This window comes from Gracilibacillus thailandensis (assembly GCF_010994055.1).
GTDB classification, from domain to species: domain Bacteria; phylum Bacillota; class Bacilli; order Bacillales; family Amphibacillaceae; genus Gracilibacillus; species Gracilibacillus lacisalsi.
On record NZ_WJID01000032.1, the window covers coordinates 17,632 to 44,184 of the forward strand.

A 26,553-nucleotide genomic window follows, 5' to 3' on the forward strand; every position below is an offset into this window, starting at 1 on the left:
AATTTTTATTCATCAAATGTCCATTCTGCTAAGCTATCAATCGTAAATGTTGGCTGTTTTTCGATTGATTTAAGATCTTCTTTTGTAGTTACACCAGTATGTACCAGCAACGAATCTATCCCTGCATTTATCCCTGCCAAAATATCTGTCGCATAATTATCCCCGACCATTAAGGTTTCTTCTTTTGCAGTACCTAATACTTCAAGTGCCTGGTCAACAATAATCGATTCTGGTTTTCCGATAAATTTAGGACGGGCACCTGTAGTTACCGATAATACAGAAATCAAGGAACCAGCTCCAGGTAAAAATCCTCGTTCTGTTGGCAGTGCTACATCTCCATTTGTCGCAACAAAACTTGCACCAGCACGGATATTTAGCGCACCTTTTGCTAACTTCTCATAATTAATAGTGCGGTCCAATCCCATTACAACAAACTCTGCCCCTTCCTCAACGATTTCCAAACCACATTCTTCTAGCGCCATATGTAGACCTTCTTCACCAATTGGGTAGACCTTCGCATCTGCTTTTTGTTCTTTTATGTAGCTTGCGGTTGCCATGCTCGTTGTAAAAACGTGCTCTGTCGTACTTGGCACACCCATATCGACTAATTTTTTCGAAACATCACTCGGATGCTTCGTCGAATTATTCGTTAAAAAAAGATATGGTAAACCTCTACGGTCTAACTCCTTCACAAAATCAATCGCTTCGATTATTTTTTCGGTTCCTTTATAGACTGTCCCATCTAGATCGATCAAAAATCCATTATATTTTTGCATAATATCCTCCTGAATTTTTTGAAAATTCCATGTATTTCATTTGTCATTTTCACAATACATGATAGTATATATTTATGACAATAAAGACTTAGCAGTTATTTGTATGTTATCATGTTAAATAATTTAACAGAAGTATTTAACATGGTAAAATATTTAAGTATGCTGTTACTTTAGTGAATTACATAGTTAAGCATATCGTGACACATATGCGCTTAACTCGTAAATAAACAAGTAGAAAGGTAGTTAAAGTTCATGACAACGAATAACCCAAAAGCAGTAATTGTGATTTTTGGTGCAACAGGGGATCTAGCTAATAGAAAACTTTATCCTTCCATTTACAGACTTTACCGAAATGGAAAGTTATCCGATAACTTTGCCGTAATTGGTGTGGCAAGACGTCCATGGACAAATGACGTATTCCGTGACAAAGTAAAAGAATCAATCGATAATTTCGATGATCCTCATATTGACAAAGATGAATTCGCAAGTCATTTCCACTACAATCCGTTTGATATCCAAGACCTTGAACACTATCAAGAATTGGAAGCATTAATTAAAGAATTAGATGGTAAGCATGAAACAGATGGTAATCGTCTATTCTATTTCTCTATGGCACCTAATTTCTTCGGAACGCTTGCAGCAAACCTTAAATCAGAAGGTTTGACTACGACACAAGGATGGACTCGCCTTGTTATCGAAAAACCGTTTGGTCATGATTACCAATCAGCAAAAGAGCTGAATGACCAAATTCGCGAAGCATTTTCGGAGGATCAGATTTACCGTATTGACCATTACCTTGGGAAAGAAATGGTTCAAAATATCGAAGTGATCCGTTTTGCCAATGCCTTATTTGAACCATTATGGAATAACCAATACATTTCTAATATCCAAATTACCTCAAGTGAAGTTCTTGGTGTAGAAGAGCGTGGACGTTATTATGATGGTGCAGGTGCATTAAAAGATATGGTACAAAACCACATGTTGCAAATGCTTGCTCTGATTGCAATGGATCCGCCAATTAAATTAACACCAGAAGAAATTCGCGGTGAAAAAGTAAAAGTATTACGTGCTTTACGTAAGTTAAATGAAAATGAAGTAGATGATTACTTTGTTCGCGGTCAATATGACAAAGGGATGGTAAATGGCGAGGAACTACCTGCATACCGTGAAGGTAACGGTGTAGATCCTGAGTCTAATACTGATACTTTTGTTGCAGCGAAATTAATGATCGATAACTTCCGCTGGGCAGGTGTTCCATTCTACATCCGCACCGGAAAACGGATGAAACGTAAATCAACGGAAATCGTAGTAGAATTTAAAGATTTACCAATGAACCTATACTATGATAAAGAACATGAAACCAAATCAAACCTTTTAGTGATTCATGTCCAGCCAGATGAAGGGATTACATTACATGTGAATGCGAAGAAAGGCGACTATAATGCGTCTTCTACACCAATCACATTAAGCTATGATAATAACTCAGAAGATAAAATGAATACGCCGGAAGCATATGAGACGTTATTACATGACTGTATGCGCGGTGATTCTACTAACTTTACTCACTGGGATGAGGTTGCATTATCATGGCAGTTTGTTGATGTAATAGCAAACGCATGGTCGAAGAAAAAAGCTGATTTCCCTAACTATACATCAGGATCAAATGGTCCAGAAGAAGCAGATCTTTTATTAAATAAAGATGGTTTCGAATGGTGGGACGTTAAGTCTGAATAAAGAATCCAGGCAATCAACCAATGTACCGTTGGTTGATTGCTTTTTCATATCAAAGAGGAGGATTTTAGATGAAATTTTATGATATCTCGATGGATGTTTACCCTAACATGCAAGTCTGGGAGAATATAAAAGAGAATAAACCCGTTTTCGATAGACAAACAAATGGTCATGTTACTGCAACTACCGCTACACTTGGATTGCACACTGGCACGCATATCGACGCACCATTACACATGATTAATAATGCCGATACCTTTGAAACAATCCAATTAGAGCGACTGGTACGAAAAGTGAAAGTGCTCGACTTGGAAAACGTAGAAGATGGTATTACTCGATCAGATTTGGAAGCGCATACGATAGAATCAGGCGATTTTCTGCTATGTAAAACGAAAAATTCTTATTATTCTAGTGAACATTTTGACTTTAACTTTATTTATTTAAAAGAAGACGGCGCAGATTACCTAGTGAAAAAAAGAATTGAAGGTATCGGTATTGATACATTAGGAATTGAGCGGAGCCAAGAAGGTAATCCTACTCATCGAAATTTGTTTCGTGATGACATCATTATAGTGGAAGGTTTGCGATTAAAAGATGTTCTGCCTGGGGAGTATTTTATGGTAGCAGCACCTTTAAAATTAGTCGGAACAGAAGCAGCACCAGCGAGAGTGTTGTTGTTTGATCAATGGCCAAGTGCTTAATTTTAGCTTGGAGGGTCTTACGGACAATTTTATCTCATCTTTTCTTCTTCTGTCCGTTAGATCCGGTCTTACGGACAGTTTTTCATAAATTCTCAATTAGTTGTCCGTAAGGTACTTATGGATGCAAATTATTTTATATGTTACATAACCCATGATATAATTTATATTAAGTAACCTAAATGGAGCGATGGTAATGGAATTTGTAATGCCTATAAAGGATGTAAATCATATTAGAAAAATAAAAGCCTATCTAAAAAAGCGCTCTTTTCGTGACTACCTGTTATTTGTATTTGAAATTAATACAGGTCTTCGTATCAACGAACTTTTAGCAATTAAAGTTGAACAAGTGTGGGATGGTGAAACACCAAGGGAATTTATCGAATCCACCAGTGATAAAACTTCCTCTATTTATTTAAACACAAAAATCCGTTCTGCTATAAAGCAATATATGCTCCAATCCACTCTATCTTCTGAAGACTACTTATTTATAACGAAAAATGGAACATCCCCTATTACACGTCAGCAGGCATACCGTATCATCAATAAGGCAGCACGAGAAATTGGCATTCATGATAAGATAGGCATCCATACATTACGAAAAACATTCGGTTATCACGCTTATAAAAAAGGAATAGCTATCTCACTCATAAGGGATATTTATGGTCATTCCTCTACATCAGAAACACTTCACTATATTGGAATAGACAAAAAAGAGTCAACAACGATTAAAGTAGATGTAAATTTATAAAATAAGACTATGATGTCTGTTACCCTACATACATTGCTGTTGTGTGTGGTCTTACAGACAATTACATTGTGATAAACAAAAAGGGGAAATGCCGATGATAGGTGACTTATTTACGACAGAATACTTTATTTTAACAATCGGATTATTGTTCATTATTGGCGTTATCACGACTAAATTCTCCAGTAGAATTGGCGTACCTGTGCTAATACTCTACATTGCTATAGGTATGCTATTTGGCAGTGATGGCCTTAACTTTATTTACTTTAGTGATTATAATCTTACCCAACTAATTGGGATGTTAGCACTTGTTATTATCCTATTTGAAGGTGGTCTCCAGACAGAATGGAAGAATATCCGCCCAGTAATTGGCCCCTCTATCTCATTAGCGACACTAGGTGTCCTAATTACTTCAGTAGTAGTTGCAATTGCTGCGAAATTTATTCTGGGTGTTACTTGGTTAGAAGGATTCTTGTTTGGTGCAATCGTTGGTTCTACTGATGCAGCAGCAGTTTTTGCTGTTCTGAAAGGTCAAAATATTAAGCAAAGAATTGGATCGACATTAGAAGCTGAATCAGGGTCTAATGATCCGATGGCGATGATCCTAACTATATCTTTCATCGAATTGATCACGAATGAACAAGCATCTTACTTTTCTCTAATCGGTACGTTTTTTTGGCAAATGCTTGTTGGTGTTTTAATCGGTCTCCTAATGGGATTTATAGCTGTTTATTCCATCAATAAAATAAATCTAGATTCAAGTGGATTATACCCAGTATTTGGTCTGGCATTTGCATTATTAACATTTAGTCTCTCTGACCTTATGCAGGCTAGTGGTCTATTAGCTGTTTATGTACTAGCCGTGTATATTGGAAATGCAGAAATAGCTTATCGCCATTCGATTTTCCGTTTTAATGAAGGGATTGCATGGATTGCGCAAATTCTGATGTTTACGATATTAGGACTTCTTGTTTTTCCAAATGATTTATTTTCATTCGATATTATTTGGCAAGGACTAGTTATTTCCCTAATCTTAATTTTCTTGGCTCGTCCTATTGCTGTTTTTATCAGTACGATAAAGCAAAATTATAGTTTCAAAGAAAAAATCTTTCTATCGTGGGCAGGTTTAAAGGGTGCGGTTCCTATCGTATTAGCCACCTTCCCGATGGTAGCAGAATTAGATAATGGACAGCTATTTTTTAATGTTGTATTCTTCGTTGTTCTACTATCCGCTTTAATCCAAGGTTCAACGATTTCAGTTGTTGCTGATAAACTCGGATTATCAGGGCGCACTCGGGTGGAACCGATGCACAGCCTAGAGCTCATTTCGATCGGAAAAGCAAATGCAGAAATGGTTGAGTATGAGGTGCGTGATCAAGTAAATTTGATAGGTGAACAATTAGTAAATATTGATTTTCCTAAAGATGCTTTAATAAGTGCAATTATAAGAAATAATGAATTGGTTACCCCAACTGGTGACACCATCATTAAAAAAGGTGATATTCTATTTATTTTAGTATCTAAAAAGAACAAGACACAATTGAAGAAATTATTAAGATAAGAAAAACCTCTTGCTTTTAAGCAAGAGGTTTTCTCAATATTAATCTTCTAACCACTCTGTATGGAACACGCCTTCTTTGTCGTTACGTTGATACGTATGAGCACCGAAGTAGTCGCGTTGTGCTTGTAGTAAGTTTGCTGGCAATGTTTCTGTACGGTAGCTGTCATAGTAAGCTAATGCACTTGCAAAGCCTGGTACTGGAATACCGCGCTCCATTGCGATAGAAAGTACTTTACGTAGTGATGTTTGATAGCTTTCCACGATCTCTTTGAAATACGGATCAAGTAGTAGGTTCGCAAGTCCTGGATCACGATCATATGCTTCTTTAATTTTTTGAAGGAATTGTGCACGAATGATACATCCACCACGGAAAATCATCGAGATGTCACCATAGCGCAAGTTCCAATCATTTTCTTCAGAAGCTGCACGCATTTGTGCGAAACCTTGTGCATAAGAAACAATTTTACTCATATAAAGTGCTTTACGGATAGCTTCGATAAGCTCGTCTTTGTCACCTTCATATGGCTTGTCCCCAGCAGATGGTCCTTGTAGTACTTTGCTTGCTGCTACACGCTCTTCTTTCATAGCAGAGATGAAACGTGCAAACACAGATTCCGTGATAACCGGTAAAGGTACACCTAAGTCTAGGGAGCTTTGGCTTGTCCATTTACCTGTACCTTTTTGACCTGCTGTATCAAGGATCACATCTACCATTGGTTTACCTGTTTCTTTATCTTTCTTCTTGAAGATATCTGTGGTAATTTCGATCAGATAACTGTCTAATTCCCCTTTATTCCATTCGCCAAATACTTCATGAAGCTCCTCTGCACTAAGTCCAAGTACGTGTTTCATAATGAAATATGCTTCACAGATTAACTGCATATCGCCATACTCGATACCGTTGTGTACCATTTTCACATAGTGACCAGCACCGTTTGGTCCGATGTATGTAACACAAGGGTCGCCGTTAACTTTTGCAGAAATTGCTTCAAAGATAGGCGCTACTTTATCATAAGCTTCTTTTTGTCCACCTGGCATAATAGAAGGTCCTTTAAGTGCTCCTTCTTCCCCACCAGATACACCAGTTCCGATGAAGTGGATACCAGATTCGTCTAATTCTGCGTTACGACGCATAGTATCTTTAAAGAATGTGTTACCACCGTCGATTAAGATATCTCCTTCATCTAGAAGTGGTTTTAAGGAAGCAATCGTTGCATCTGTTGCAGGACCAGCTTTGACCATCAACATAATTTTACGAGGTTTTTCTAATGACTCAACGAATTCCTCGATCGTTTCTGCTCCAACAAAATTTTTACCTTTTGCTTCATTATTTAAAAATTCTTCTGTTTTTTGATAAGTTCTATTAAATACTGCTACAGAGTATCCTCTGCTTTCCACGTTAAGCGCAAGGTTTTTACCCATAACAGCAAGACCTATCACACCAAATTGTTGTTTTGCCATTCTCTTATTCGCTCCTTTTTTTGTCACTATGTATCATTCCATTGTCTATTTTAGCACGAAATCGAATATTACTGTAGTGATCTGAAAAATTCACTCCATATAATAAGTTATTATATTGGCACACCCTCTGCAAGTGTTAACTATTAATTTTCTGAAAATTTATACATTAGAGCTACAGTACCCATTTCTCAATAGCTCTTGCTACACCGTCTTGATCGTTTGCTGTCGTTTCTGAGTCTGCCACTTTTTTTACTTCTTCCTGAGCATTTCCCATGGCAATTCCTAGTCCTGCTTGTTCGATCATTTTAATATCATTCAAACTGTCACCCATCGCCATTACTTGGGACATATTAATGCCTAACCGCTCACACACGATTTCGATTGCTGCTGCTTTATTGACACCAACCGCATTCACTTCGATATTGGTCGGACTGGAGTTACTCAACTCAATTTCTTGCCAGCTCTCAATGGTCTCCATGATCTTCCCTTTTGTTTCCGGATCTTTTGTATCAAATCCAAATTTTAACCACTCATGTGCTAAAATATCCTCTGGTACTTCACCACGCCATATTTGATCTGTTGAAGAAAGCCATGCCCATGTTTGATGTTCTTCTTTTAATGCTACAAGCTTCTCAATGACCCGTGCATCAAGCGTTTGACGAGCAATCAATTCTCCAGTCATGGTCCAGATTTCACTGCCATTTACCGTTATCAGATAATGGATATCCAATTCTTTTGCAATATCAGAGCTTGTTTGATAATGTCTTCCTGTAGAAATAATCACTTCTACACCTTTTTCTCGTGCTTTTATTATGGCTTCTTTATTTGTTTCCGAGACTCGATGGTCATTGCCTAACAAGGTTCCGTCCATGTCTAGAGCAATCAATTGTATATCCTTTTTCATATATAAGCTCCTCTCATCATGCATTCCCTTTTATTTTATGCGATGCAGTATAATTTAGCAAAAAAGGATGCTTTGGGTATAATAAAGTATAACAATAAAAAATGAGGTGACATAAATGCAAAAACGAGCTGTAGTCAGTGTAGTTGGCAAAGACCAGGTAGGTATCATCGCCAAAGTAACCACTGTAATATCAGATAATAATATCAATATTTTAGATATTAGTCAGACTATTTTAGAAGGATTTTTTACGATGATCATGTTAATTGAAATTAATGATCCCAGTAATCTTGAAACGTTACAGGAAAAATTCAAACCTGTTGAGCAAGAATTAGGTTTAAAAATAAATATTCAACTAGAAGATGTTTTTCAAGCAATGCATCGTGTCTAAAGGAGGGTAACAGATGCCAATAGCTTTTACTGAAATTCAAGAAACAATACGTATGGTAGAAATGGAGCACCTTGATATTCGTACGGTAACAATGGGAATCAGCTTGCGTGATTGTGCTGATCATGATTTTGATAAAGTAAAACAAAAAGTGTACGAAAAGATCACCAATTATGCGAAAGACTTACAATCAACTGCGAATCAAGTAGCAAAAGAATATGGTGTTCCGATTATTAATAAACGAATCGCGATTTCTCCTGCTGCTGAATTGTTAGGAAACGCAACAAAAGAACAAGCCATTGAACTTGCCGAAACGTTGGACAAAGCAGCACAAACTTTAGATGTAGACTTTATTGGTGGCTTTTCAGCCCTGGTACATAAAGGCATTTCTAAAGGAGATCAAATACTACTTGATGCTTTACCCGAGGCACTAAGTAAAACGGAGCGCGTTTGTTCTTCGATCTCTGTTGCAACAACTAGAACAGGAATTAATATGGATGCAGTCGGCCAAATGGGGCAGATCATTCACGACACAGCTAAATTCACGCAAGATAACAATAGTATCGGTTGCGCTAAACTAGTCGTCTTCTGTAATCCTGTTGAGGATAATCCATTTATGGCAGGAGCTTTTCATGGTGCTGGTGAAGGAGAAGCAGTCCTAAGCGTTGGGGTAAGTGGACCTGGTGTTGTCCTTCATGCCTTGAAACGTTACCCAGATGCTGATTTAGGTGAAGTCTCTGACGTGATTAAGAAAACAGCTTTTAAAATTACGAGAGCTGGCGAAATAATCGGTCGTGTCGTCGCGGAACGTTTAAATGTACCTTTTGGCATAATGGACCTTTCCTTAGCACCTACTAACGCAATGAATGATAGTGTTGCGGAAATATTAGAAGAAATTGGATTGGAACGTGTCGGAACACACGGTACAATCGCAGCCTTAGCATTGATGAATGATGCTGTTAAAAAAGGTGGTGCAATGGCTAGTTCCTATGTTGGCGGGTTGAGTGGTGCTTTTATTCCAGTTAGTGAAGATAACGGCATGATCCGCGGAATTGAAGAAGGAGCACTAAACCTTTCTAAATTAGAGGCAATGACATGCGTCTGCTCAGTTGGATTAGATATGATCGCCTTAGAAGGCAATGCCAGTCCAGAGACTTTATCCGCCATTATTGCAGATGAAGCGGCGATTGGTATGATTAATAAAAAAACAACTGCAGTACGGGTCATACCGGTGATTGGCAAAAAAGAAGGAGAAACCGTAGAGTTCGGTGGGCTGCTTGGTCGCGCACCCATTATCGGTGTGAGTGAATTTTCTTCTGATAAATTAATTCAACGTGGTGGCAGAATCCCTGCACCATTACAATCATTGATTAATTAAGAAAAGCGCAGAGCGCCCGATTAGAAACGTAGCGACTGGAACGAATTAACTGAGATAAAGGAATCACGGTGAGTTTACGAACCGATGATGACTTTCACCTAAAGGCATAAGTGCGACTAAGCCTCTGGTTTCACCAATCGGCAAGTCTTCTTTATCGTAGGGCAATTCGTGAAGTCACCTAGTTTCTGGGCGCTCGGAGCTAGACATCTGCGCAAAATTTATACTTTCTTATCTTAATTAAAGAAATGGGCCTTTGGTGAAATAGTTCCGATACTAAATCACAGTAGTTTTAGCATAAAAAACTGCACCCCAATTGTTAGATTGTGTCCAACAATTGGGGTGCAGTTCAACATTAAATGTAAGCGTTCTGTTTTTTTATCACCATATTAAACTTCGACTAGGAGTTATGCTATTATTATTCTTTTGAAGACAGGTCTTCTCGGTCAACCGCTTCTGGTGGTTGTTCCATCCAACCATTATCAATCATAATATTAGCACCGTCTTCTACATAAAGTGAAACATCCATTAAACATCGTCCATACAATGTTCCGATATCCCTTCTTCCGTTCAGTGAAGCACCATTGGCATATTCTCTGATTTTCATGGAGAACATGTCTATTTTATGATAAACCATCAGTTTATCTGAGAATGCCGGCGTAATCGATGTAGTTACTAAATGGTCTATAAGCGATGGCGCAGGAACATTATCTTTATGCAGTTTGCTTGAAAACATTTCAATATGTTTTTGATTGATATTCTTTCCTCTCTCTAAATACGTTCTAACTTTTTCATTTCTTGCTCCCTGACTAAAGCCTATAATGAGCGCTTTACTTGTAATATCGTTGTTAATGTTACCATAAAGGTGAGCAATCTCTAGTCCATGGAGAGGACGAACGTCTCCCAAAAAACCATTCAAAAAGTGTTGTTTTTTAATAAAATCAACTTTTTCAGGAACGGGTATGGTTGGTGAATTCATTAATTCTCCTTTTACTATTAATACGTCATCGACTGCAGCCATTAATTGGGCAGTTTCACTAAGAGCATTAAGGAAAAACTTTCTTACATCTTTCCTTGTAACCAAAGGAATAGCAGCGCTATAAATACTCATCCCCGCTTTCCCTAAATATTTCAAATAATGGAGATAAAACTCATCGTAAAATAACCTTGGTGCACCCAAGTTAACGTCATCATCGGTAAATCCAACTGGGATTGGAAAGTTCGCCTGATTAAATATTTGTTTGATATCTTGATTAAGTGAATGAGATAAATTCAAAGCTTGTTCTAAAACTTTTTTAATATCCACATCACCCACATGTTTAAGATAGTAGCTAAGTACACACTTGCCCATGGTATTCCCATTATAAACTGCCCAAAGTTTTCCCATTTCGGCTGCTGTTAGTTGTGATTTATCTGTTTCCATAACCTATCATTCCTTTTGTAAATACTATGTCTAAAATTCTTGGTTTAATATTATCTCTTCTTCCGAAACAATGAATCAAGAGCTACTGGCTAATAATTGATATCTAATTAAGCAAGTAATAATTTTTTTCACCCTGAGCATTTTTAGCCCCCTCCGAAATGGGAAAGAGGTATTTCTGAAGGCGATACCCCTGTCGCTATACCATGAAAAGAAGCTAATGGGTATAGTTTGGTCCATCTATGTTAACAGTGGGTGTGCCGTTTATTTTATTCTTGGAAACCGTATATTGATTGCAATACCCAATGTACTGGTTATTTGTATCTGTAAGTGCGCATACATTAATCATTAGTTGAACAATTATCTTTTTATCCATTACTTTAATATTAGACTATATAATTTTCATTTGTTTATCATCTGCCCTGAATGTAACGGTTTTAACATACTGTTTTTTCCCACGTGAAATTTTCATTAATGGAGGTTAATTTAATAGGAGTTCATACTGTGGAAAATCCGTATCAACATTGCATAGCACGTTTTTTAGGTGTTTTTTCAAAATCCACTTTTATCTTTAGCTGTTTTTATACTCTTTATACTTCTGATATGCAAGACGTTTATCAAAATAGATCTATTCCCTATATTCTCCACTGCTTTGCATTAGTTGTGCGGTTTTTTTACTACGAAAAGCAAGTCCCGATTATCTCGACTAGTTATTTCTCAGTTTCTTTTTTAGTATGAAAAAGCATGTATTCACCTTATTCCGAATAAAGTAGAAGTAATAATAAACAAGAAAAGGTGAAAACAATGTATTATGCTAACCCAAATATAAGGTCTCATTCACAAGTACGTCAGACTGATTATTCGATACTAGTAACAGGCGATGGTACGGTGTCAGTTGAACCAAATCAAGCAGTGGTTACCCTTGGCGTTATAACAGAAGATTCCAATCTCCAAAAAGCGCAACGCGAGAATGCTGAGTCTACCAACAACATTATTCAAGCACTGCTTCAAGAGAATATCCCCCGTCATCATATCCAGACATATGATTACCGGATGGATATTCAGTATGACTATGATGAAGGCATTCAAATTTTTAGAGGTTATCGTGTAACGAATTTGTTAGAGGTTATTATCGAACCAATTGACAAAGTTGGACTAATCATTGATACAGCCGTTGATTACGGTGCAAATACTGTCCGTAACATTCAATTAACGGTAGCAAATCAAGATCGATATTATCTAGAAGCGCTCCAAAAAGCGGTGGAAAATACGCAGATAAAAGCTAGCATTATTGCGCAGGAGTTAGGTGTAAGCATTAGTTCTATTCCGTATTCCTTAAAAGAAATTTCCAGACGTGAAGAAAGTGAAAGCCGACCAGTAGTTTTAGGAGTTTCCACAGACAGTCTTATCACCCCTATCGAACCAGGTAGACTAGCGATTAAAGCTAAAGTGGAAGCTGAATTTCGTTATTAGGTACACTCGATGCTCTCCCTATCTATTTCTTGCACTCACAAACTCTCCTCCTCTCCAAATTTCTGAATAGTTTTACTTTTTCAAAAAGAATTGACGAATGTCATCCGTGATGATATTATATTGGTTATGAATTGTATATGAAAGCTCTTATCAAGAGTGGTGGAGGGAATGGCCCTATGAAACCCGGCAACCGTCAGTTTACACTGATAGGTGCTAAATCCATCAAAGCGTTATGCTTTGAAAGATAAGAGGACAACGAATAATCATCCTTTCTGTCCTCTTAGTGCAGAAAGGTTTTTTTATGTGTTTACGATATTGTAAACGAAGGAGAGTGAAAGAATGATTCGCATAAAAAACTTATCGAAACTTTATCAAACAAAAAAACAACAAGTGCAAGCTGTCGATAATGTTTCACTTAATATAGAACAAGGCGAAATATTTGGCGTTATTGGTTATAGTGGTGCTGGTAAAAGTACTTTCGTTCGATTAATTAATCGATTAGAGGAGCCAACCAATGGCTCGGTTGTTATCCATGAGAAAGATATTACCAAAATGTCAACGAACCAATTACGTAAAAAACGCCAAAAAATAGGTATGATTTTCCAACATTTTAACTTGCTATGGTCTCGAACCGTTTTCGATAACATTGCATTTCCACTTGAAATCGCTAGTGTTTCGAAAACAGAGCAAAAAAAGAAAGTACAAGAGTTAATTAATCTTGTTGGACTTGCAGGAAAAGAGAATGCTTATCCATCACAATTAAGTGGTGGACAGAAGCAACGTGTAGGGATTGCTCGAGCACTTGCCAATGATCCTGAAGTATTACTTTGTGATGAGGCGACTTCAGCGCTAGATCCTGAAACTACCGATGATATCCTAGATTTGTTAGTATCTATTAATAAAAAGTTAAACCTAACTGTTATATTAATTACACATGAAATGCACGTTATTCAAAAGATTTGTCACCGTGTTGCTGTAATGGAAAATGGTAATGTTGTGGAAACAGGTGACGTACTAGATGTTTTCGTAAAACCACAATCAAAAACGACCAAACGATTTGTACAGCAACTCAATCCTTTAGAATACGAAAAGGAAAACTTAGTAGAATTTATTAATGACAAGGAAGATAGTGAGGTTGTCAAATTACACTTTATAGGAAATAATGCAAAACGCGCAGTTATTAGTGAAGTAGCTAAGAAATTTGATGTTGAGATAAACATTTTACAAGGATCGATTGCGCCAACACAGGAAGGGGCATATGGTACCCTATATGTTGAAATAAATGGTGATAAAAAAATCTTAGAGGAGACTATTACTTTTCTAGAAGGCACCGGAGTGGAAGTAGAGGTGTTAAGACATGTTTGAGCAATTATTTCCAAATGTAGTAATGGATGATATGTGGCAAGCTACTTGGGAAACACTATACATGACCATTTTTGCCGGTATTGGTACCTTTGTTCTTGGGATTATACTTGGATTATTGCTTTTCCTAACTGACCAAGGTAACCTTTGGCAAAATAGATGGATAAACTTTATTTCGGCAACTATTGTTAACGTATTTCGAGCAATACCATTTATTATATTAATTTTATTACTTTTCCCTTTTACTGACTTTTTAATTGGTACAATTCGTGGTTGGAAAGCGGCGTTACCTGCTTTAATTATTGGATCAGCTCCTTTCTACGCACGTCTTGTCGAAATCGGTTTGAAAGAAGTGGATAAAGGGGTTATCGAGGCTGCGAAATCTATGGGAGCAAAAGCTTCTACGATTATTTTTAAAGTATTATTACCTGAATCGATGCCAGCGATTATTTCTGGGCTTACCGTTACATTAATTGCCCTAATCAGCTATACAGCGATGGCAGGTGTAATTGGTGCTGGTGGATTAGGTGACCTTGCTTATATGAAAGGTTTCCAACGCTGGGATTTTGATGTAGTATTTCTCTGTACTGTATTTATTGTAGTTATCGTGTTTGTTGTTCAATTTATTGGGGATTTCCTATCCAAAGTGATAGATAAAAGATAAAATTTTAAATTTAAGAAGGGATGATCTATTGTGAAAAAACTAATTATTTTTTTACTTACAGCATTACTGTCTTTAGCACTTGTAGCATGTGGTACAGCAGACAATGAGGAAGGTGCAGAAGACACTAGCAATAGTGAAGAAAACACAGAAGAAACTAACGATGAAGGTGCAACTGAAGAAAATGAAGAGTTAACAAAGATTGTTGTTGGGGCGTCAGCAGTTCCTCACTCTGAAGTACTTGAACAAGCTGCACCATTATTAGAGGAACAAGGTATCGAGCTTCAAATTGAAACATATCAAGAATATGTACTACCAAACCAAGACTTAGATAGTGGATTATTGGATGCTAACTATTACCAACATACGCCATTCTTGGAAACTGAAAAAGAACAAAAAGGTTATGACTTTGTCGACCTTGGTGGAGTTCACATTGAACCAATAGGATTTTACTCTAAAAACGTTGAAAGTGTAGAAGATATTGAAGAAGGAACAACCATTATTATGAGTCGTAATGTTCCAGACCATGGTCGTAATTTGTTACTATTACAAGAAGAAGGACTTATTACTCTTGACGAAGATGTTGATCCAACTGAAGCCACAGTTGAAGATATTGTAGAAAACCCATTAAACTTGGAATTTGATACAAGTATTGAACCTGCGCTTTTAACGCAAAATTATGAAAGAGAAGAAGATACAGTTGTGGCAATCAACACGAACTATGCAATTGAACATGGATTAGTACCAACAGAAGATGCCATCATTCTTGAAAGTCCTGACTCACCATATGCTAACTTAATTGTTGCTCGTTCTGAAGATGAAGATAATGAAGCACTCCAAACATTAGTAGATGTACTACGTTCTGAAGAAATCCAAACATTTATGGAAGAAGAATACGACGGAGCAATCATTCCTGTATCTGAATAAGTAAACTAAAACACCTAGTTATGAAACTAGGTGTTTTTTAAACTTAATAAGAAAAGCGCAGAGTGCCCGTTTAGAAACGTAGCGGCTTCAGAATCAACTGAGATAAAGGAATCACGGTGAGTTTACGAACCGATGATGACTTATCGCAGGGTGATTTGTGAAGTCGCCTAGTTTCTGGGCGCTTGCGTAGACAGGCACCCAATTTTTATACGTTCTTTGCTAATAAGAAAAACTGGGCAAACAGAAAGTTGTTGTTGTAACCGATGAGTTATTGATAAAATAATGATATAAGTAAAGCTCTACTAGTTGTAAACTATCTTAGTAAAAAGCAAATACAGTTTCGTTGATAGTTGTTGATTGACGATCAATCATTTGATTCTTAGAATCTCCCGATTTCTTTCTATATAGGCACACCTTTCAATTAATTATTTTGAGGAGCTGACAATTATGCAGCAATTACACTTTGAAGATGCGTGGAACAGAACCATTAGTAATGAAGATCGTTTAGATATAAAGAAGATTTTTGAGCAAACAAAAAAGGATGCTGAAGATGGCGTCACGTTTGTTCCGGTCAGAACAGCAGTAAATCACCGCAATGACTTACTCATTACAACATTAATTCATAACTTCCAATCGGAAGAAACGGACTTAACCAATATCAACATCCAACTCTTTCAAGACAACAAGCGAATAGCCAGCCAGTATATTGAGGAATCCAGATTATGCTTTCCAGCTAAAACAAGCATGCCGTGGACATTTATCTTTCCTGAAATGGGAGATGAAAATAAACAAAATGTCCCCTATTCATTGAAAGTGGGACATTAATCCTGTCCCACTACCCTACCTCATCTCGATTCCGATAGCCGAATTGACTAGTTATTAAAGCGACGAGGCCAATTACTAGCAAAACCACTAATGGTGTCCACGTAAATGCTTCTACCGGAATTTGTGGGATGTGGTTAAAACTCGAAATGTTTGCTAACCATTCTGGTATGTCTATCATCCCACCTAAGTATACAGTGAAGAACGAAAATACCAGATATGCCCATACTAATGATGTCCATTTTGGCAGAAACGCAAATAACAGATTGGCAAGCGCTAAGATAATAAGCATCGCAGGTACATAAGACATCCCCGCTTTCAAGATATTTTTCAAAGGAATCGGATCGTCCATTACCGCCGCTCCTCCTGCCCATAATCCATATAGTGCAATAAATAAGGAAACTGCACCTATTACTACTGATACACCAAGATAATAGCTTAGTAATTTATATCTTGAAATGCCTGTAGTTAATAGGTGGTCATTACGCTCTCTCTTCTCTTCCCCACGTACTCTCAAAAAAGAAATGACCATTGGGATTGTCGCAAATATCGATAGAATCACCATTAGCATCGTCATAAATTGTTCTGTCATTGTATATTCCGAATTATCTCCTAGGAGTTGCTGGAACATTTCATTATCTGCAAAGAATGATTCCAAATCACCTAAGACCGATCCATATGAGGCACCTAAAAAAAGCATCGCCACCAGCCAGGAAATGATCTGCGTACGTTGTAACCGTAATATGAGACCAAGTGGTGATAATAAGAGTTTGGAAGCTTCTTTTTTACCAGGTTTAGACGGCAGTAAACCTGCCCCTAGGTCTCTTCGGTTATGCAAGTAAAAAGCTAGTACTGTAAACACCAATGCAATCACAACCGAAACGATAATTGGCCACCAAATGTTTTCCACGTAAACTTCTGTCCGTAAAATTAAGCCTAATGGTGATAGCAAACTTAACGCTTCACTACTGACATCTCCAATCGCACGAACAAAATAAGCCAAAAGCAATACAGCTATTGATAACCCTATTGCACCGCGGGATGTTTCCGTTAACTGGGTTATCACTGCCGTAATGCCGGTAAACATGAGGCCCGTTACCGCTAAAACTGCTCCATACATGATCGAACCTTCTACATCAATACTTTCTACATTAATCAGAACCAAACCAATAGAAGTTATCAATCCAATAATCAAATTAACCAGTGCAACTACAATTAACGCACTGCTCAAACTTGATAAGCGACCAACCGGCATCGAGCGAATTAATTCAAATTTCCCTTCTTCCTCTTGCTTCCGAGTTAACTTGGTTATCATTAATATACTCATAATTCCGAGCACAATAGCAGTAAACAATAGCATTTGATTCGCCATCATTGCACCTGTCGTATAGTTGTCAATCCCATATACCGGTCCAACCATCGCAACCATTGCAGGGTTTTCAAGCGTTTGAGCCATTGTATCGCGTTCTTGTTCAGATCCGAAAAGGTTCACAAAAGCGCCTGCTACCACCACTGTAATCCCAACAGTTGACAATGTCCAAATAATACTGGCAAGCCAATTTTGGCGCGCATTAAATCTGAGCAAAAATTTCAATTGATGAAAAAGCATTCCGTCACCCCTTTTCCGCTACACTGTCTGTTTCGTAATGACGCATAAATAAATCCTCTAATGTTGGTGGTGTACTTTCAATTCGTTTGACACCTAACTCACCAACCTTCAGCATAACGCTCGATAGGCTTTCAGGATCTACTTGGAATGAATATACGCCGTCTTCCTCTGTAAATTGATGAGTGCCTGATTGATTGCTTAAGCTTGCCGCAGATTTTTCCGTTTCGATAATAATGTTCGTTCTTGTTAAATGACGTAATTCATCTAACGAACCAGTTTCAATCATTTCTCCTTGTCTGATAATACCGACACGGTCACAAAGTTTTTCCACCTCGGATAAAATATGACTGGATAACAGGACACTTTTCCCTTCATACTTCACTTCTTCTACACATTGCTGAAAAATATTTTCCATTAAAGGATCCAGTCCAGAAGTCGGTTCATCTAAGATAAACAAATCTGCCTCAGATGCAAAAGCAGCAATTAATGCTACTTTTTGTCTGTTCCCTTTCGAATACGTCCCAGCTTTTTTTCGCGGATCTAACTGAAATCGCTCTATTAATGCATCACGCTTTGTCTTATTAATTCCACCACGTAATTTTAAAAAGGTATCAATAATTTCTCCTCCGGTTAAATTTTCCCAAAGATGGACATCTCCCGGTACATAAACCACTTTACGATGAATCTCTACCGCATCTTTCCAGGCATCCTTTCCAAATATTTTCGCCGTTCCTGACGTTGCTTGAATAATCCCTAATAAGACACGTATAGTCGTCGATTTTCCAGCACCATTCGGGCCGATAAAACCATAAACTTCGCCTTTCCTAACTTCTAAATCAATCCCATTAAGAGCAGTGAACTTACCAAATTTCTTAGTTACTCCTTTTACATCAATCATATTCATATCAAAACCTCCTAAGTTTTGAAATATATTAACTTATATATTTCATATTATAGAAGTATATGACTATTATCAAGGATTTTTTGAAATAAATCTGTTGTTATATTTCATAATTTAACTTAAAATACTATATAAGAGGTGACAACAATGGATGGATTCAAAAAAAGAACTCAACGAAAGATGAATAAAATCCTGGAAGCATCACTTCAACTATTTTCTAATGACGGAATTAAAAATGTTCCGATCGCCAAAATAGCAAGTGAAGCGAATGTCTCCCAGGTTACCATATATAATTATTTCGAAAGCAAAGAAAAACTGATTCATGAAACAATGATTTATTTCGTCGAAAAGGAATATCAAAAATTCCTAGATATAATAGACAGTGATGTTCAGTTTCCGGAGAAAATTGAACAGATTATTTTCAACAAAACGGATGATGCAGCAAAAATAAATGAGGAATTTTATCACTATCTGATGAATGATTTTACAAATGAAGGGTCATATATTGATATGGCATATCAGGAAAAAGCACTCCCTTTATTCAACCAGCTGATAGAGGAAGGGAAAAGCACAGGATATATTCATCAAGATATTTCAACAGAAGCGATTATGATCTATATTCATATGTTTAAAGATTATATGAAACAAGACAATGTCAGCGACTATATTTTACCGTTAGCTGAAGATATTACTAAGCTGTTCTTCTATGGTATGATGGGGAAAAGAAATTAACGGTTTAGCAAGGAGGAGCTTCGATGACATCATCGTACCAGTCACCGTTCTCACATCAAGAGGTGTTGACGAACTCCTCATATAGGCATATTTCAGTCGAAATAACGTAATAAATGTCCGCAAAAATGAAGATCATTTTTAACATTCCTTTGTTTTTCTATTGTGATTTCAATTGCTGTATTGCTGATGAAGATTATGAATATATGGTATAACTTTTTCAAACTGATCAGGATAATCGAATCCAAGGCGATTTGCTAATTGCTTTGCCTGTTGACGAAATATTTCTTGCATTGAAAATAATGCTTCCCAACATTTGTCCAACGAATTTATGTGATAGGTTTCTTGTAACGCTTTCAATACATCATTATCTAGATAATGATGTAGAAACTTATTAACAGCACCAAGATTCACTTTGAAATCATGTTCCGCACCAACATTCCATGCTATTATTCGTAACAATTCCTCTCGTAATACTCTATCAAGATGAAAGGTCGCATAAAAAAATTCTCCTCGGCACAGCCCTTTGGCTACATATGGAGATACCCACCAAAATTCATTACAGGAATCAGTAAAATGCTGCTCTGACGGATTTTTTAGAAAATGACTGCTCTCATCCGGGACCGGGCGGTTTGCTATTAGGTTATCTTTATCTAATAATATTTCGGTTAAGCTATCATTTTGCAGATAAAGATCTAACTCTTCTAAAGGAATAAGCATTAAATCGATTCTGTTTCCATCAGTAAATTGCATCAAAAAGGTAAACCAGTTACCTAAAGTAGCAGGAAATAATGCTGATTCTTCCGGTGTTTGCATAATCATGCGCTCCCCAAAATAATCAATCCACTCCCTGTTTTCCAGAAAAGAAGCCATGTCTGTTACTAGGTAAACGATGTCATAATCCTGGAATCGATCTTTTTTAATATTAGGATTGGTACGGGAACCATTCATTCCTACTACACGAACTCTATCATCTGCTTTAGCAAAATCCATCACTAAATCGATCATTTCCTTTTCATTACGCATTTATAATTCTCCTTTTTTTCAACTGCTTGACCACCACTCTAGCTGCCTACATGAGTTAAAGTGGTCGGTCTTTGCTATCATCATGCTCTACAACGCTAACAAGAAATAACATACTTACTTTTTTACTAAGTAAATAGCGAGCTTCTCTGGCAAGTTAGTTGAGGAGCGTCCCCGAAAAAAAAGATTTACTCATAAATTCCGTATGTTCTATTTACATCTTGTACGAAGATGATGCCGTTACCGGGTTCGTTTATTTTCAGATCTTCACTAATTTTTTCACAAATGGCATCGGTATAATTTTCATCTGACAGTATCATCACGACTTCTTTTTCAGGTTCAATATCCATGGAGAACAACTTACTCGTCTCGTGGACGCCCGATCCACGTGCATTGATAATTGTTCCACCTTTAGAGCCACCTTTTTGCGCAGCTTCAATAACCTCTTCCGCTTTTCCTTTATCAACTACAACCATAATATTCTGGTACATGATCTCTTCTTCACCTCTTTCCTCACCCTCGTCTATTTGACAGCTTCTTGTTCCCATCAAACTCGTTAAAGATGTAGTAAAAATGATCCCGTGGTTAGGCTTATCGAAACGAAACACTTTATTTAAATGTTCTAAAGTTTTTTTACTTGTTTTGCGATTGGAGATCATCATGACAATCTCTTTACGCATGTCTGTGATCGACAATAAATTTAACAATTTATTACTGATCGTTCCTTTTCCAAGAAAAAGGGTTCCACCTTTCACACCGCACTTTTTAGCTTCTTTTAAAATTTTACTTCCTATGCCGAATTTGACAATGACATGTATGATTTCAAATTGAGGTGTTTTCTTATTAGGCAACATTATTCCATGCCTCCTTTTCGTGACTTCATCTTAAAGATCAGCCCTAATAATTGTAGTGTAATAAGTGGTGTTAATGCTACCATTGCTATCATCCCGAATCCGTCAACAATAACATCTGCCCCTTCAATCGCATCCGCTGCTCCATGGGTAAATGCCAGAATAAAAGTTGCAGTCATCGGTCCTGATGCAACACCACCAGAGTCAAATGCGATACCAACAAATAATTTCGGTGCCACATACATTAACGCAACTGCTATTAGGTAACCTGGTAAAAGATAATGCCACAATTGTAATTCTGGAACTAAAATTCGCAGCATTGATAAGGCAACAGCAATTCCGACTCCGATTGCTAATGTAAAGAGGACCACTTTACGTTTAACATAACCACTTGTTACATCTTCAATCTGATTTGTTAATACATACACAGCAGGCTCTGCCAATATCGTAACAATCCCTAAGATTAAACCAATAATAACAATATACGCTTTATTGTCCAAGGAGGCAATACTATGTCCTAATTCGGTACCTAATTCCATAAATCCTGCATTTACTCCGACTAGAAAAAGGACCAACCCAATAAAAGTAAAGACAAGACCTGTGATAATTTTACGGAAATTAGTTTTTGACAGTTTAAATGATAGTTTTTGAAATACTAAAAATATCACGATGATTGGTGACAACGCGAGGATTACTTCTTGCGCAATATGACCAAATTCGTGAAGAAATGGTGCAAATACAGAATCTGAAACAGGATGATCTTGTTCCATTGTTCCTGTCAATTCCGCTTGGTTGGTAATGATACTCATCAACATAACTGCAATAATCGCACCGACAGACGCAATCGCTACAAGCCCGAAACTGTCTTTCTCTGATGCTTTGCTATCCTTTTTCAATACAGAGATACCAATCGATAATGCGAGAATAAAAGGTACCGTCATCGCACCTGTAGTCGCACCAGATGCATCAAAAGAAATCGCTAAAAGTTGTGGTGAAGTAAAGATTGCTATTATAAAGACAACCCCATACAGCACTGTGAGTATTTTAAATAAAGGTATGTTGTGAACAATTCTTACGAGACCAAGCGAAAGCAAAACTGCAATACCAAGTGATACTACCACAACTAAGATAAATTTCCCGATTGCTCCTGCGGTTACCATCTCAACCTGTCCTGCTAAAATGTGTAGGTCTGGTTCCGCAATGGAAATAATAAACCCTAGACATAATCCGGCAATGATCACAATCCATAAGCGATTTGATTTCGCAATCGTTTTTCCAAGGTGTTTACCAATCGGGGTGATTCCAAGATCAACACCTAATAAGAAGATCGATAAACCGATAATAATAAAGACTGCTCCAATTAAAAAGCGGATAATTAAGGTAACATCAAGTGAAGTCAGGGTAAAATTTAAAATGACGACAATAATTGTTATGGGAAGTACTGCTAGTACAACTTCCAGGAGTTTTGATAATAAAATATTCAAACCAGATACATTCCTCTCTTCTTCAGATGGTTATTGTTCTCTATGATATGTAATAAAAATAGAACGGAAATATGGGGAATAAATGTAGTTAAAAATAGTATAGCATAAGAAAATAAGTTCCCACAAAGCAGACACCTCTTGATTCCGTCTGCTTTAGTATCGGGCACTTTTTGGTGGATATCGGGCGTTTTCAGAGAGATATCGGGCACTTTTGGACATTTTCCGGGCGCTTTTCAATTGATATCGGGCACTTTCGTTTACTTATCGAGCACTTTTCAAAATGTGTTCCAAATATAGTTTCGCAATATTTATATCTGTTAGACTCGTGAGTGTTCTGCTTCCGACTATATCTTCTATTTCATTGAACAAAAGTCCCCCTTGTTTATCAAAGACAAAATCAATTCCTATAAAATCAGCTGGTAAAATAGAAATGATTTTATCCACCAATTCCTGCTCTGACGAAGATAATGGATACAGTGTTGCTTTTCCACCAAGTGTATAATTTGCACGAAAATCGCTATCTGATTCTCGAAGTACACTTCCAATCACTTTACCACCCATGGCAAAGACGCGCAGATCTTTTCCAGGTATTGCTAACGATTGGACAATGTATCTCTCACTCGTTAACGGCGGTAAATCTGCTAACGAATCAAGCATATGTACTTGATTTCCGCTTCTTCCATTAACGGCTTTTACTATAATGGGAAAACAAAATGAGTACTCCATTAATTCAGCTTTTTTTATAAAGTATGTATCAACCATTGGAATTCCATAGCTAGCAAATAGTTGATGTGTTTGTGCTTTATCATTAGCAATAGTAGCCACTCTTGAATCGTTATAAACCCGGATACCTAGTAACTCGAATTGCTGAGAGAGGAGTGGATCGATTGCTCTCATCATTACAAAATCCGGGTAATCTTGCCCTTTCCAATCTATAAAAAGGCGACGATCCTGAATACCATATGTCAGCTCATGATAGATAACAAGCTCTAACTCTATTCCGAGCGCTTCTGCTTCTGTTTGTAGCCAATCAATAAAAGTCTTATTCTTCTCGGCATCCTCTTTTCGGTAAATCAGCCAACCATTCATACGATTACTTCTCCTTTGTTCCACTTTATTCTCAGTATAGCATGTACCTTTATTGACAGATACGTTATATTTTTCAGTTATTATGGCAAAAATGTTAAAGCTATACCGGTATGCATAAAAAGAAATCCATAATCTTTTCCTTGGGAGTAATGAGACATGAGACAAATATCAAATATTCAGCTTTTTGCACTCATCGTAACATTTGAGATTGGAAGTACGACATTGTTTGCCCTAGGTGTAGGAGCTAAAAGGGATGCATGGATCGTTGTGTTAGTGTCTTTTGTTCTCAGCTTTATTTTATTATGGGTATATACTGAAATACCGAAACATTACCCTAAACAAAATTTTTCCGAAATTTTAAACGACTGTCTTGGTGTGATACTAGCTAAACCGTTATTATTCATGTATAGTATGTACTTCCTAGGTCAATCAACACATAATTTCTATGAATTTGGTGCCTTGATTCAAATGACGGCACTACCTAGAACACCACTTCTCGTTACTCTGTATTTATTTATCGTCGTGATGGTTTATATTTTACATAAAGGAATTGAGGTCCTTGGTCGATCAATTGAAATATTTCTCCCCTATCTTTTCTTTATCTTACTCGCTGCTTATTTTATGAATATGATTTCCGGTGAGTTTGAGATAACAAATTTATTACCCATTCTAGGCGAGGGATACCAACCAGTCCTTAAAGAAATCCCAAAAGTTGTTGCGTTCCCCTTTGGTGAGATGGTTGTCTTTCTCGTCATTTGGCATTATGTCAACAAGCAGAAAGGTATTCGTAAAACAACGTATATTGCTGTTACGGTTTCGACATTTTTATTATTAATAGCTAATATTGTCTTTATTGCTGTCTTAGGTGCTGAACTGACAGCAAGTTCGGAAATACCATTGCTCGAGACAATGCTCTCGGTTCATATTGCGATGATTTTTACCAACCTTGATATAATCGGTGTGTTTATTATGTTTATCGGCGGATTTTACAAAACTGCTATCCATTTTTATGGCTTTGCTTTAGCTTTTACATGGTTAATAAATAAATCCAACGCTAAATGGGTTATTACTATTTTTGGTTTAGCACTTCCGTTTCTTTCCATACTACGCTTTGAAAATTTAGATGTTCAACGATGGAAAGGGATGGAGGGAGGTATCTACAATATCTGGATATATGCACTCCTCCCCTTACTCATATTGCTCATTATTAAAGTAAAGCAGAAACATAGAAAGTAAAAAGGAGGATATCCATGCCTATAACTATGGAATTACTGAAAGCTGACCCTTTCTTAGGCTTTTTAATATTCGGAGGGTTAGCTTATGCTGTCATCTTATTACTCGTACTTATATATCACATATTTAAAAGGATCTTTCACTAAATTATTCGTTAGGATGTAATGATCCATCTAGTAACCCGGTATTTAAAACTTCGATCTCCACCTTTATTTCATAGGGAACATTGGCAAATTCTTCACTCCAATTATCTTTTACGTTGTTCCAGACTTTGGGATACTTATTCCGTAGCGCTGCCCCAAACCCAAAAATATCTGCTTGAAATTCTTCCTGTGCTTTCGTAATAACTTGTTCTACCTTATCTTTCACTTCTTTTTCTGCCGTTTTTTCAAGTTCTACTGTTACTTGCGCAAGTTCTTTTCTTGTTTCGGTTTTTTGTAATTCCTGACGTTCTGCAACTTCCAATTGTTGCTTTATTTCAACTGTAAAGGAGATATCCCTTTGATTCGTTACTTCGGGCTTAATAGTTGAATTAATATTAACTAAATTCAGTGTAATAAATTTATCCTCTTTATAAGGAAAAGTTAGTGCACCTTGTTGGCTATTTCTGTGAATGGTAGTGATCCAATTATACGCACTTGTTTCATCATTATTCATAAACCCAACAAGTTTATCTTTTTTAAAAGCTGCTCCACCAGACAAATGCACATCAGGTTCTGCACTCTGTTCATTCTGTTGAAAAGTTATAACACCTAATACGGGATTTTGCCCTTGCCTCAATGATTGCTTATAAAACTTCAATAAATTAAACGAAACAGCTTCATACTCTGCATTGTCAAATAAACCATTAAGAAAATCGGCAGGAACCTTTGCGATACTATTTTTTTGCTTCTCCAGAACGGAAGAAGCACTTGTCCCCCTTGTCACGCCTAGCCACACATAACTTCTCACTACCTGTTCTCGTTGAAATGTTTCGAATATGGGTAGTAATCCTTCTCGGGCAACTTCTTCACTGACAATCACTACTTTGTTATGTGCATAGAAGCCTTTTCGATCTATTTTATGATTTGTTTTCCTTAATAATTCAGACATCGACCTTCCTGTTACCGAGACCGTTAAAAAAGGTTCGTCTTGAGAAGAGACAAATGTACTCTCAGCTGATGGCCTTAAAAATTCTGAGGTAAGCTGATATTCTCCTGATTGTTGATCCATATCAATTGCCATCGCAGCCACAATCCCAACCTCTGTTAATTCCTCTACATCCCAACACCCACTCAACAAAATCACCATAAAAAAAGGTACTATTTTCTTCATAAGTTGTCACTCCTAG

At 37.1% G+C, this 26,553-nt stretch carries 24 protein-coding genes and 1 riboswitch; of the genes, 13 read left to right on the forward strand and 11 right to left on the reverse strand.

Annotation, left to right across the window (positions count from 1 at the left end; genetic code table 11):
* Positions 1-5: 5 nt before the first annotated feature.
* Positions 6-776, reverse strand: coding sequence for a TIGR01457 family HAD-type hydrolase (locus GH715_RS10955; protein WP_153835485.1), 771 nt, complete (start codon positions 774-776; stop codon positions 6-8).
* Positions 777-1,028: 252 nt separating this feature from the next.
* Between GH715_RS10955 and zwf the strand changes: the two genes are divergently transcribed.
* The 4 genes from zwf (at position 1,029) to GH715_RS10975 (ending at position 5,514) form a co-directional block, all read left to right on the forward strand.
* Positions 1,029-2,510, forward strand: coding sequence for a glucose-6-phosphate dehydrogenase (zwf, locus tag GH715_RS10960; RefSeq protein ID WP_153835486.1), 1,482 nt, complete (start codon positions 1,029-1,031; stop codon positions 2,508-2,510).
* Positions 2,511-2,578: 68 nt separating this feature from the next.
* Complete coding sequence (locus GH715_RS10965) at positions 2,579-3,208, forward strand: cyclase family protein (protein WP_153835487.1); 630 nt, start codon at positions 2,579-2,581, stop codon at positions 3,206-3,208.
* Positions 3,209-3,401: 193 nt separating this feature from the next.
* Positions 3,402-3,956: a tyrosine-type recombinase/integrase gene (locus GH715_RS10970; RefSeq protein ID WP_153835488.1), complete on the forward strand. Its 555-nt coding sequence runs from the start codon at positions 3,402-3,404 to the stop codon at positions 3,954-3,956.
* 94 nt (positions 3,957-4,050) lie between these two features.
* Positions 4,051-5,514: a potassium/proton antiporter gene (locus GH715_RS10975; protein ID WP_153835489.1), complete on the forward strand. Its 1,464-nt coding sequence runs from the start codon at positions 4,051-4,053 to the stop codon at positions 5,512-5,514.
* A gap of 39 nt (positions 5,515-5,553) precedes the next feature.
* Here the strand turns inward: GH715_RS10975 and gndA are convergent, their stop codons facing one another.
* Positions 5,554-6,975: an NADP-dependent phosphogluconate dehydrogenase gene (gndA, locus tag GH715_RS10980; protein WP_018932519.1), complete on the reverse strand. Its 1,422-nt coding sequence runs from the start codon at positions 6,973-6,975 to the stop codon at positions 5,554-5,556.
* Positions 6,976-7,147: 172 nt separating this feature from the next.
* Positions 7,148-7,879, reverse strand: a complete 732-nt coding sequence (locus GH715_RS10985) for a Cof-type HAD-IIB family hydrolase (RefSeq protein ID WP_153835490.1) — start codon at positions 7,877-7,879, stop codon at positions 7,148-7,150.
* 115 nt (positions 7,880-7,994) lie between these two features.
* Between GH715_RS10985 and GH715_RS10990 the strand changes: the two genes are divergently transcribed.
* Together GH715_RS10990 and GH715_RS10995 are read left to right on the forward strand one after the other, a co-directional pair.
* Positions 7,995-8,267: an ACT domain-containing protein gene (locus GH715_RS10990; protein WP_153835491.1), complete on the forward strand. Its 273-nt coding sequence runs from the start codon at positions 7,995-7,997 to the stop codon at positions 8,265-8,267.
* Positions 8,268-8,280: 13 nt separating this feature from the next.
* Positions 8,281-9,642 carry a PFL family protein gene (locus GH715_RS10995; RefSeq protein ID WP_153835492.1) on the forward strand — a complete coding sequence of 454 codons (1,362 nt, stop codon included), beginning with the start codon at positions 8,281-8,283 and terminating at the stop codon, positions 9,640-9,642.
* Positions 9,643-10,057: 415 nt separating this feature from the next.
* Here the strand turns inward: GH715_RS10995 and GH715_RS11000 are convergent, their stop codons facing one another.
* Positions 10,058-11,062, reverse strand: coding sequence for a DUF3231 family protein (locus GH715_RS11000; protein WP_153835493.1), 1,005 nt, complete (start codon positions 11,060-11,062; stop codon positions 10,058-10,060).
* Between the two features lie 801 nt (positions 11,063-11,863).
* Between GH715_RS11000 and GH715_RS11005 the strand changes: the two genes are divergently transcribed.
* The 5 genes from GH715_RS11005 (at position 11,864) to GH715_RS11025 (ending at position 16,307) form a co-directional block, all read left to right on the forward strand.
* A complete protein-coding gene (locus tag GH715_RS11005; RefSeq protein ID WP_153835494.1) occupies positions 11,864-12,532 on the forward strand; it encodes an SIMPL domain-containing protein in 669 nt (222 codons plus the stop codon).
* Between the two features lie 144 nt (positions 12,533-12,676).
* A riboswitch (SAM riboswitch) is annotated at positions 12,677-12,783 on the forward strand.
* A gap of 88 nt (positions 12,784-12,871) precedes the next feature.
* Complete coding sequence (locus GH715_RS11010) at positions 12,872-13,897, forward strand: methionine ABC transporter ATP-binding protein (protein ID WP_153835495.1); 1,026 nt, start codon at positions 12,872-12,874, stop codon at positions 13,895-13,897.
* Positions 13,890-14,558: a methionine ABC transporter permease gene (locus GH715_RS11015; protein WP_153835496.1), complete on the forward strand. Its 669-nt coding sequence runs from the start codon at positions 13,890-13,892 to the stop codon at positions 14,556-14,558. Before GH715_RS11010 ends, GH715_RS11015 begins: the two co-directional genes overlap by 8 nt.
* A gap of 30 nt (positions 14,559-14,588) precedes the next feature.
* Positions 14,589-15,482, forward strand: a complete 894-nt coding sequence (locus tag GH715_RS11020; RefSeq protein ID WP_163578606.1) for a MetQ/NlpA family ABC transporter substrate-binding protein — start codon at positions 14,589-14,591, stop codon at positions 15,480-15,482.
* A gap of 447 nt (positions 15,483-15,929) precedes the next feature.
* Positions 15,930-16,307 carry an SLAP domain-containing protein gene (locus GH715_RS11025; protein WP_153835497.1) on the forward strand — a complete coding sequence of 126 codons (378 nt, stop codon included), beginning with the start codon at positions 15,930-15,932 and terminating at the stop codon, positions 16,305-16,307.
* Positions 16,308-16,317: 10 nt separating this feature from the next.
* On the opposite strand, the gene GH715_RS11030 is transcribed toward GH715_RS11025, so the two are convergent.
* Positions 16,318-17,889, reverse strand: a complete 1,572-nt coding sequence (locus GH715_RS11030; protein WP_240469380.1) for an ABC transporter permease — start codon at positions 17,887-17,889, stop codon at positions 16,318-16,320.
* A gap of 28 nt (positions 17,890-17,917) precedes the next feature.
* Positions 17,918-18,817: an ABC transporter ATP-binding protein gene (locus tag GH715_RS11035; RefSeq protein WP_153835499.1), complete on the reverse strand. Its 900-nt coding sequence runs from the start codon at positions 18,815-18,817 to the stop codon at positions 17,918-17,920.
* Positions 18,818-18,994: 177 nt separating this feature from the next.
* Here GH715_RS11035 and GH715_RS11040 point away from each other — a divergent pair, with 177 nt between their 5' ends.
* The gene (locus GH715_RS11040) at positions 18,995-19,546 is read left to right on the forward strand and encodes a TetR/AcrR family transcriptional regulator (RefSeq protein ID WP_338029422.1); all 552 of its coding nucleotides are present in this window, start codon (positions 18,995-18,997) and stop codon (positions 19,544-19,546) included.
* A 168-nt stretch (positions 19,547-19,714) separates the two neighbouring features.
* Here the strand turns inward: GH715_RS11040 and GH715_RS11045 are convergent, their stop codons facing one another.
* The 4 genes from GH715_RS11045 to GH715_RS11060 all read right to left on the reverse strand — a co-directional run bounded on the left by GH715_RS11045 (position 19,715) and on the right by GH715_RS11060 (position 23,990).
* The gene (locus GH715_RS11045) at positions 19,715-20,569 is read right to left on the reverse strand and encodes an aminoglycoside 6-adenylyltransferase (RefSeq protein WP_153835501.1); all 855 of its coding nucleotides are present in this window, start codon (positions 20,567-20,569) and stop codon (positions 19,715-19,717) included.
* Positions 20,570-20,754: 185 nt separating this feature from the next.
* A complete protein-coding gene (locus tag GH715_RS11050) occupies positions 20,755-21,420 on the reverse strand; it encodes a P-II family nitrogen regulator (protein WP_153835502.1) in 666 nt (221 codons plus the stop codon).
* The gene (locus GH715_RS11055; RefSeq protein ID WP_153835503.1) at positions 21,420-22,901 is read right to left on the reverse strand and encodes a DUF1538 domain-containing protein; all 1,482 of its coding nucleotides are present in this window, start codon (positions 22,899-22,901) and stop codon (positions 21,420-21,422) included. The genes GH715_RS11050 and GH715_RS11055 overlap by 1 nt, the downstream gene beginning before the upstream one ends.
* Before the next feature lie 261 nt (positions 22,902-23,162).
* Positions 23,163-23,990, reverse strand: coding sequence for an ATP-grasp domain-containing protein (locus GH715_RS11060; RefSeq protein WP_153835504.1), 828 nt, complete (start codon positions 23,988-23,990; stop codon positions 23,163-23,165).
* Positions 23,991-24,146: 156 nt separating this feature from the next.
* Here GH715_RS11060 and GH715_RS11065 point away from each other — a divergent pair, with 156 nt between their 5' ends.
* Positions 24,147-25,226: a GerAB/ArcD/ProY family transporter gene (locus GH715_RS11065; protein ID WP_153835505.1), complete on the forward strand. Its 1,080-nt coding sequence runs from the start codon at positions 24,147-24,149 to the stop codon at positions 25,224-25,226.
* A gap of 144 nt (positions 25,227-25,370) precedes the next feature.
* Here the strand turns inward: GH715_RS11065 and GH715_RS11070 are convergent, their stop codons facing one another.
* On the reverse strand, positions 25,371-26,537 hold the full coding sequence (locus GH715_RS11070) for a Ger(x)C family spore germination protein (RefSeq protein WP_153835506.1): 1,167 nt from the start codon (positions 26,535-26,537) through the stop codon (positions 25,371-25,373).
* Positions 26,538-26,553: the final 16 nt, after the last annotated feature.